Raw genomic sequence first — 8442 nt, forward strand, 5'->3', positions numbered from 1 at the left:
ATACAGTCTGGACAACACAATTATCAGCACCACACCCCGACCTTGACTCAAACTGCCCTTGGTATTCAGCACTTGGCCGAACGATTAGCGCAATTGGCGAATGGACTCGGACGTAATGTGAAAGACCATCAAGCCATCAAGTCCCAACTTGAGTCAACCACGAAAGAACAAGAAACTAAGACGCATCAAACAATACCCTACACGCTGATCGATAGCGCGGCTGATAGTAGTTATATCAGTGAAGATACTTTAATTCATCGGTCGATGGGTGAAATGATTACCACGACCCAGCAAGATATGACAATCAGTAGTGGCGATAGTCACAGCCAAGTTAGCAGCGAGTCACTCAATATAATAGCCGATGGTCAATTTAGTATGACCAATGCTAAAGACAATATTACCTTATCCGCGCACACAGGTAAGCTTGAAGCAATCGCTAAGCAAGATGTGAACATCGCCTCCTCCACCAAAGAAGTTGAGATAGTGGCGACCAATAAGATTACGCTGACGGCTGGTGGTGCGAGTATCACTCTTGATGGTGGTGATATCACCATCAGTGCAAAATCGTTTACGGAGAAAGGTGGTAAGCATAGTAAGGCTGGGGGTGGAATGGATGGATTGGGATTGGCAGGGTGGCCAAGCAAAATGCTAAAACTTACGGAAAGTATATTAAGTCTGATTTATGGCGAAGGTTTTCAACTATTAGAAAAACAAACTCAACAACCCATCGCAAATCAAACCGTTTGGATCAAACGTTCAAATGGCGATATTGAGATGCTAGAGACAGACGAAGAAGGTAAAACTCCACAAATAACCGAAGATAAAGAAGAGAATATTGAGTTATTAACTCCTCCACAGCTTGGAATATTTATTGGATAATGTTATGGCAGATGATTACAAAGTATTAGTGACAAACATTAACTATCACACAGATGGGACAATTACTGTAAGAGGTACTAAGCAGGGTACTAGGGAAGCATTCACTCTTAGATGCACCGCTGAACAACTATGCCGTTCGACACTAACACCGAATAACTCAACGAATCAGACTTCGACTAGTGTGCCTTTATTTAAACTCACAGATATACCCTCTGCTATGCGTGCAAAAGGTTGGCATATGGCTGCCTATCTTAATGAGAAATGGCTAACCAGCAATAGCGTAGTAATGACTAATACGGATAAAGGAAATTGGGCTACATCTAATCCAGCACTCAACTATTACGACCCCACAATATTCAATCATACGTGGCTAAGTAATTTTGCTCGTTATAATAATGCTATTGAGTATCTTACTCACAACACTATAACCAACAATAGTAAAGATGTAATACTTAGATATCTTTTTAGTCATGGAGCATTTTCAAACTCTAATTTTTCTAATAGTAAAGTAAATTTATACTCAAACCGTAATTACAAAAACGTTAATAGTGGTAATAGTTGTCAACTTCTTCATAGAGACTGGCAGATACAATTGAGTAGAGTTGATAATGGTAGGTTTGATAAAGGCTGGACTTATGTTACTGAAGGGGGTATTGATGATCTATGGGCAACATTTGGCTCGTTTGCAGTCTACAGTGCAATTGCTGACTATAGTGTCATTGCGCTAGTAGGTGATTGGTTTCAAATAACTATCGAATCTATAGTTTGCTACATCGTTGATAGTTATGACTACATTCCACCTCCAGATGATTACCTAGGACACTGAAGCAAGGATGAGTTTGATTTCAATTTAATATCAAGAGATAGAATTAATAATATAAATCCATATCATAATCCCAGAGCAAGTGGCTCTATAAGGTCATTTAATCCTAGCAATCTACTGTACCCTGTTTATAATCATCACTATCAAAGATATCGTGAAAGATATAGCAAAGGTAGAGATATGACCGTTTGGTCAAGACCTCATAAAATAAATATTAGTAATATGAATGAAGGTTATCACACCTTTAGAATAAATAAATCATATATTAAAGATAATTTTGGAGGGTGATAAGATGCAATTGTTAAAAGTAGTTGTAGCTATTATATTAATATTTTTAACGACTAAAATTTCATTAGCTTATCAATTCAATCAGCAAGTAAATGAAATAATTAATGATCCTAAAAATGCCTCTCAATGCATTGCATTATCTACAAAAAAATTTTCTTATTCTGATACTATGGAAAAATAGTATCTGTACTATATATGCAGATTAAGTCCCGACATTAAATCTTTCGCTTTCTATTATGATATACATAAAGAAAAGATAGTCAGTCAAATACTTTTGACTATTAATTTTGATTCCCTGCAAGTAGCTAGTCCTAAGTACTGTGATGAGAGAAAAAATAACGATATGATTATACAAAACTGCAATGTCTTTATTTCGAGTGGATTATCAGGTATGAATGGTGAAGAGCTTATGTTTAGTACACCATGGACACCCATAACTAATCCACAAACTATAAAAAAAGAGGCTGTAATAAATAAGGATTAAATATCAGACCATTTTCTCAGAGTTTTAAGCGGATTAGAGGGTGAGCCATCATTAAATCTAAACTCACACTCTTTTAGAAAAAAATGGAAGTTCTTCTTATCGATTCCGTTGTATTTTCTAAGCGTACGTTTAGACGGATTCCAGAATTTTGAGCTATACTGAAGAAATCGCATAAGTAAACTTGGTAAGCTAACGACTCGATAAGGAGTTTACCTTGACCAAGAAAATCAAAACTTATAGCACAGAATTTGACGCACCACGTATTACCCCTGAAAGTGCTGTCAATTATGCATTAGCAGGTGGCGATGCCTCCCCTCCTATCTAGACTATCGCTACCCATTCAGCTTTGAAGCATTCAATCAAATAACCTCTTACATTCATCGCTGGTATTTGCGTCATGGTACGGATACGTTATTTAAGTACAAACTATAAAAATATGTGGGGATTAGCTCCGAGAGGTGCCGTATCTGAAGGAACAAATGGTTATGCTTTATGGCGAAAAGGTGGTGGACTGAAAGTTCCGATTGCTGCAAATACTCCAACAGGCTTGCCTGCATCCATAACTAAATTTACTCCGAAATAAACATGAAAAAAAACAGCTTAAAATTTATTTTACCTATCATTGTATTGTTATCTTTTCTTCTTATATACCTCTACGTGGTGAAATCAATGCATGTATTCAACCATCAATATTTCAATGAAAATGATTTTTCACTTATTCAGACTGATTTAGAAAAAGAATATAACTTTTATCTGGACAGTTTAGACAAAGATAATAGTGTGAAAGTTACTTTTAATTTCCATAATGTTATGCCTCCGCGTGGAGCAATTATAGAAATATACTCCCACAAGACATCAAATTATATATATATTGGCCCTTATCAACCCATACTTTCTTTTTGTGTAAAAGACAATTTATTTGAAAAAAGTATTGATTCACTATCTATATCATTAGTAGATTTAGAAAAAAGATCCACCTACACTATAGAGCAAGAAAAGACTTTTGATTTTTGGAAAAAAGGGAGGGTTATTAATATTTGGTTTTTACCTTTTCGAAAATACGATGAAGAAACTGGTACAACCATAGGATATACCGTTTCTTTAGATTAGGGTGTGTTACCAGTTAGCTTATGAGGATTAAAAATCTCGGTCATCTAACCATCATATTTGGCTAACCAGTTTTGCATTTGTTCAATTTCAGGTTGCTGTGCGTCGATTATGTCTTGTGCCAGTTTGCGCATTTCCTCGTTTTTACCATATTTGAGCTGTACAGTGGCCATATCAATCGCACCAGCATGATGTGGAAGCATACCGCGAACAAAGGCCTTGTCAGGATTAGGATCAGCAATACCGGCCATCATTTCACCATGCATCGCATCCATACCATCAGCATAGGACTTTTGCATGGTTTCAGTGGCAGCTGTTGGCTCAGTAGTATCAGGATTATCAGTAAGCCAGTTCTGCATTTGCTCAATTTCAGGCTGCTGTGCGTCGATTATTTCTTGCGCCAGCTGACGCATCTCTGCATCAGTGCCATGCTTTAGCTGAATTTTTGCCATGTTAACGGCACCCACATGATGACTAAGCATGCCCTGCGCAAATACAACATCAGGATCATTGTATTCCATACCACTTATCATCTCATCATGCATAACCGTCATGGCATCTTGATACTCTTTATTCATACTCGTCATCGCGTCACCTGTCATGTCGTGACCAGCATGTGCATCCATCGCGTGAGCATCTGTCGCCGTATTACTCATTGGAGCAATGTTTTCTGTCGCCGTAGCATCAGTATTCTCATTAGTAGGTTGACAGGCGCTAAGCATAAATATAGCACTGACGCTAACAGCAAGAATGGTAAGACGGGTGTTTTGAGTGTTCTTCATGATATATTCTTCATTATTGTGGTTTAGATAAAAATTGGAGGTCAACTAAGACTCACCAGCTTAAAAACAGTTATTCAGCTCATATATTAAAAGTAGACTGTAAAATGATTAAAACTCCACAAAATATATTCGGCAATAAAATATCAGCTTAGAGTTGCTGCGCGGCAGAACCCACTTCAGCATATACTTGATGTGTACCATCTTTGTTTATTTGCATAATCTGATATGGCATGAATTGGCCTTGATATTCCATCCCAGGGCTACCGACTGGCATGCCTGGGACAGCCAAACCAATGGCTTGCTCCGGCGGATTTTGCAAAAATTCAGCCACATATTTTGCAGGTACATGGCCTTCAAAGACATAACCATCAGTAGTAACAGTCGTATGACAAGAGCGCATTTCAGTCGGCACACCGTAGCGATCTTTAAATAATGACAAGTCTGTTGGATGCTGAACCGTTGAGCTTAAACCATGCGCCTGTGCATGATCTACCCACTCTTTACAGCAGCCACAATTGGCATCTTTATAAATGGTGGCTGACACATTTTTGAGTAGATCTGGATTGCTTATTTGAGTCTCTGTGACGGTTTGCGCCACTGGTATCGTGTTGGTATCAACGGTACTGATATCACTCATACTCTCTTCAGAAGCACTCGCATCAGAAACAGTGATATCAGACTGTCCACAAGCAGATAATATGGCAGCGGCTAACACGACTAAAGTAACTCTCATTAGCTTAGGAGAATGACTATAAGGTTTGAGAGTAGACTTAACAGCAAAAATAGTCATAATGGTTTCTCATCTCATTTAGGGTGCGTCGAACGTTCACAAGCGATATTTCTAACAACTCTATTCAGTTCAAAATAGAAGAAACACACCTTAAATAGCACTTTGATATTAGAATAATTCAATCATATAAATGACAAGTTAGCAGCATGACTCTGACAATCAGATGACATCAAGATGACAATTCTGTCATCTTATAGCCCAATCATAGAATTACGTTGACTATTGCTCTATCATTGATGACAGTATATACAGCAATACTGCTATAGTTGATCCAATTTAAGAGTGGTACAAGGCAACCGAGTGCAGATGTATATGTCATACTTCAAGCGAGGTTAACGCTGTAACGCTTTTATAGTGGATAAACTATATCCATCTAAATAATCGGCGTGAGCATGCTATGAAAGTATTGTTAGTTGAAGATGAATTATCGCTTGGTAGCTACATAAAAAAAGGCTTGAGCGAAGCGGGCTTTCTCGTTGAGCACAAAACAACTGGCCTAGATGGTTATCATGCTCTTATGACTGAAGACTACAATGTCGTGGTGATGGATGTGATGTTGCCTGACGTGAGTGGCTTTGAGCTGGTTCGCAATTATCGAGCTGCTGGTAATATTACTCCTGTGTTATTTTTGACTGCAAAAGACGATCTCAGTGATCGAGTAAAAGGGATTGAAATTGGCGGTGATGACTACCTTACCAAGCCTTTTGCCTTTGCTGAGCTGCTGGTCAGAATAAAAAGCTTACTACGCCGTACCAATCAAGCAAACTATGCCAACACTATATTGCACAGTGCTGATTTGAAAATGGATATTGCCAAACGACGCGTACATAGAGGTGAGCTGCCCATCAAATTAACGGCTAAAGAATTTGCTTTATTACAGTTTTTTCTTGAGCACCAAGGTGAAGTATTGCCGCGCTCTGTGATTGCCTCACAAGTGTGGGATATGAATTTCGATAGTGATACCAATGTGATCGATGTGGCGATAAGGCGGTTGCGGGTCAAAGTCGATGACGACTTTGAAATGAAGCTAATTCATACTGTGCGCGGTATGGGCTATAAGTTAGAAGCAGTTGATACCAGCTCTGACACCACCCGTTCTGAAGTAACATAAAATGGCATACAAATCAGACAATCGACGTTTGTCATTATTGTGGCGCACGACGCTAGTATTATCGCTCTGTGTACTGATAGCTCAAGCTTTTTTATACACATGGATACAGCGCTCAGTTAACCATCATTTTGAACAAATGGATTCAGAAATTCTGACTCACGCTGCTTTTAATTTGCGCCAGCACATGACAGATATTACATCTGATGACCAGCGCGCTACCCGCTCCTTTAATCAACTTAATTTCCCGACTTATCAGTCACCCTCATTAGAAAGCTTTAGAATGGGCTACGAGGTCAAAACCGTCATCACCAATGATCAGGGACAAGTCATTGACAGTCAGCCTGAAGGCTTTGTTGATACTTTTAATGACAACCGATTGGTAAAAAGACTGTGGCAGCAGCATCGTGACCAGCCATTTGACTTGCCACTCAACAACCGCCATTTTCGCGCTATTATCATAGAGCACTCTCACTATTTAGCATTAATTGCATTACCCATTGATGTGCATCATCAATACCTTGAGCAATTTAATCGCGATCTCATCCTGATACTTATTGCCATTACTTTTATACTGGTGTCGGTAGCCGCTTTTAGTGTGTATTTAGGATTTGCCCCTTTATCTACCATCAGTCATAAAATGACGCGTATCAATGCTGAGCAGTTAGACGATAGAATCGTTGTCGCTGACATGCCCAGTGAGTTGCGACCATTGGCTGATGCTTATAATGCCATGATGGATAAACTCGAACACAATTTTGACGCCCTATCACAGTTTTCAGATGATATCGCTCATGAGCTGCGCACACCACTGGCAACCCTGAACACTCAAACTCAAGTCATGCTCAGCAAACCTAGAGACCGTCAAGAATATATTGAACAATTGCATCATCAACACAGCACACTCGAACAGTTATCCACTTTGATTAATAACATGCTATTACTCGCCAAAACTCAAAAAGGACTTTATAGCTCACGGCTCAATCTTGTCGATACCGAGTCGCTGATAACAAAGCTCATTGATTATTACAAAATAATAGCCGAAGACCGTAGTATATCTTTTGAAAAAAAGGGTAACTTTGATGCCCTATTAGGCGATGAGAGCTTATTACAAATACTATTCGCCAACCTAATATCCAATGCTGTCTATTATGCAGCGAGCGATAGCGTTATCACTATTGTGGCCACTGGGGTTTCTGCCAGCATCGCAAAAGATAGCACGAATGCTTTAACAGACACTCCTAAGCAGCCATCATTAATCATAACCATCACTAATCGCTTGCACGAACCACTCACTCAAACCCAAGCAGCTAAACTATTTGAGCGATTTTATCGTCATGACAAAACCAACAGCCAACACTTGGGTACGGGCTTGGGGTTGTCCATCGTGCAGGCCATCGCACATGCCCATCATGGCAAAGTCAGTATCACCATCAAAGATGAGTGTTATTTTCAGGTGAAGATCCTATTATAGTCAATCCAGAATCAAAATGGTGCATACGTTAATTGTGTTCTACTGGTATAAATGTTCCTCGCTTGCTTTTCACAGGCGTGACAGATGCTTCATAAAATTCACACCTGTAGAACTGCAACCTTTTGAAAGTGGATCAACTATATAGCGAGTGCGATTTTATTTTGAACTGCCTATAGTGGCAAGTCTTAGCCAATAACAGCACTAGAAATGATAATAAGTTGCAAGACTTAGCGTTGAAAGTATTTCTCTTCAATATAAGATGACAGACACAAAAAAACCTCAAATATAAATACTTGAGGTTGAAACTTTTGTATTAAAACTAAGTTTTAAATATGGCGCAGCGGACGGGACTCGAACCCGCGACCCCCAGCGTGACAAGCTAGAGCTACCATATTTCATTAAATTACTTTAATCTATGTCAACCTGTAAAGACTTATGTAGTAAGGGCTATAGAGATTATTTTTTTAAGACGTTTAGCATACTTTAATACATTGTATGTTGACTAATAGTCTTGTTTTGGTCACCTGATAAGTATAATATTTATACTTTATAAAATCGATATTTTAATGATTTTCCTTTTACGCTAACCAGTAGAGAGGATATTGATTTATAAGAAATTACAGATCTAGTATTGCTTGGCGGCGAGACTAAGTGCTTTTGTCGCACTGAGCACTGATACCATCCGCTTCTTTCTCTAACATATCAGC

Annotated in this window: 7 protein-coding genes and 2 pseudogenes; 6 read left to right on the forward strand and 3 right to left on the reverse strand. The window is 38.8% G+C overall.

Annotated elements, in window-relative coordinates:
* From JMY02_RS13270 to JMY02_RS13280, 3 genes and pseudogenes are all read left to right on the forward strand, one after another.
* Positions 1 to 879: DUF2345 domain-containing protein (locus JMY02_RS13270; protein WP_201599113.1), on the forward strand; the 879-nt coding region annotated here is incomplete at its 5' end.
* A gap of 4 nt (positions 880 to 883) precedes the next feature.
* A pseudogene (locus JMY02_RS13275) lies at positions 884 to 1990 on the forward strand (DUF6402 family protein).
* A 4-nt stretch (positions 1991 to 1994) separates the two neighbouring features.
* Positions 1995 to 2171: a hypothetical protein gene (locus tag JMY02_RS13280; RefSeq protein ID WP_201599117.1), complete on the forward strand. Its 177-nt coding sequence runs from the start codon at positions 1995 to 1997 to the stop codon at positions 2169 to 2171.
* A 299-nt stretch (positions 2172 to 2470) separates the two neighbouring features.
* Here the strand turns inward: JMY02_RS13280 and JMY02_RS13285 are convergent.
* A pseudogene (locus JMY02_RS13285) lies at positions 2471 to 2620 on the reverse strand (IS1595 family transposase); the annotation flags it as partial.
* Between the two features lie 523 nt (positions 2621 to 3143).
* Here JMY02_RS13285 and JMY02_RS13290 point away from each other — a divergent pair.
* Positions 3144 to 3584 (forward strand): hypothetical protein, encoded by a 441-nt coding sequence (locus JMY02_RS13290; RefSeq protein ID WP_201599119.1) that lies wholly within the window; start codon positions 3144 to 3146, stop codon positions 3582 to 3584.
* A 44-nt stretch (positions 3585 to 3628) separates the two neighbouring features.
* Here the strand turns inward: JMY02_RS13290 and copM are convergent, their stop codons facing one another.
* Both copM and JMY02_RS13300 read right to left on the reverse strand, forming a co-directional pair.
* The gene (gene copM, locus JMY02_RS13295; protein ID WP_201599121.1) at positions 3629 to 4363 is read right to left on the reverse strand and encodes a CopM family metallochaperone; all 735 of its coding nucleotides are present in this window, start codon (positions 4361 to 4363) and stop codon (positions 3629 to 3631) included.
* Between the two features lie 148 nt (positions 4364 to 4511).
* The gene (locus tag JMY02_RS13300) at positions 4512 to 5153 is read right to left on the reverse strand and encodes a DUF411 domain-containing protein (protein ID WP_201599122.1); all 642 of its coding nucleotides are present in this window, start codon (positions 5151 to 5153) and stop codon (positions 4512 to 4514) included.
* A gap of 397 nt (positions 5154 to 5550) precedes the next feature.
* On the opposite strand from JMY02_RS13300, the gene JMY02_RS13305 reads away from it, so the two are divergent.
* Both JMY02_RS13305 and JMY02_RS13310 read left to right on the forward strand, forming a co-directional pair.
* Entirely contained in the window at positions 5551 to 6264 is a 714-nt protein-coding gene (locus tag JMY02_RS13305) for a heavy metal response regulator transcription factor (protein WP_201599123.1), read from the forward strand.
* A gap of 1 nt (position 6265) precedes the next feature.
* Positions 6266 to 7735 carry an ATP-binding protein gene (locus tag JMY02_RS13310; protein WP_201599124.1) on the forward strand — a complete coding sequence of 490 codons (1470 nt, stop codon included), beginning with the start codon at positions 6266 to 6268 and terminating at the stop codon, positions 7733 to 7735.
* The last annotated feature ends 707 nt before the right edge of the window (positions 7736 to 8442 follow it).

This window comes from Psychrobacter vallis (genome assembly GCF_904846715.1).
Classification (GTDB): domain Bacteria; phylum Pseudomonadota; class Gammaproteobacteria; order Pseudomonadales; family Moraxellaceae; genus Psychrobacter; species Psychrobacter vallis.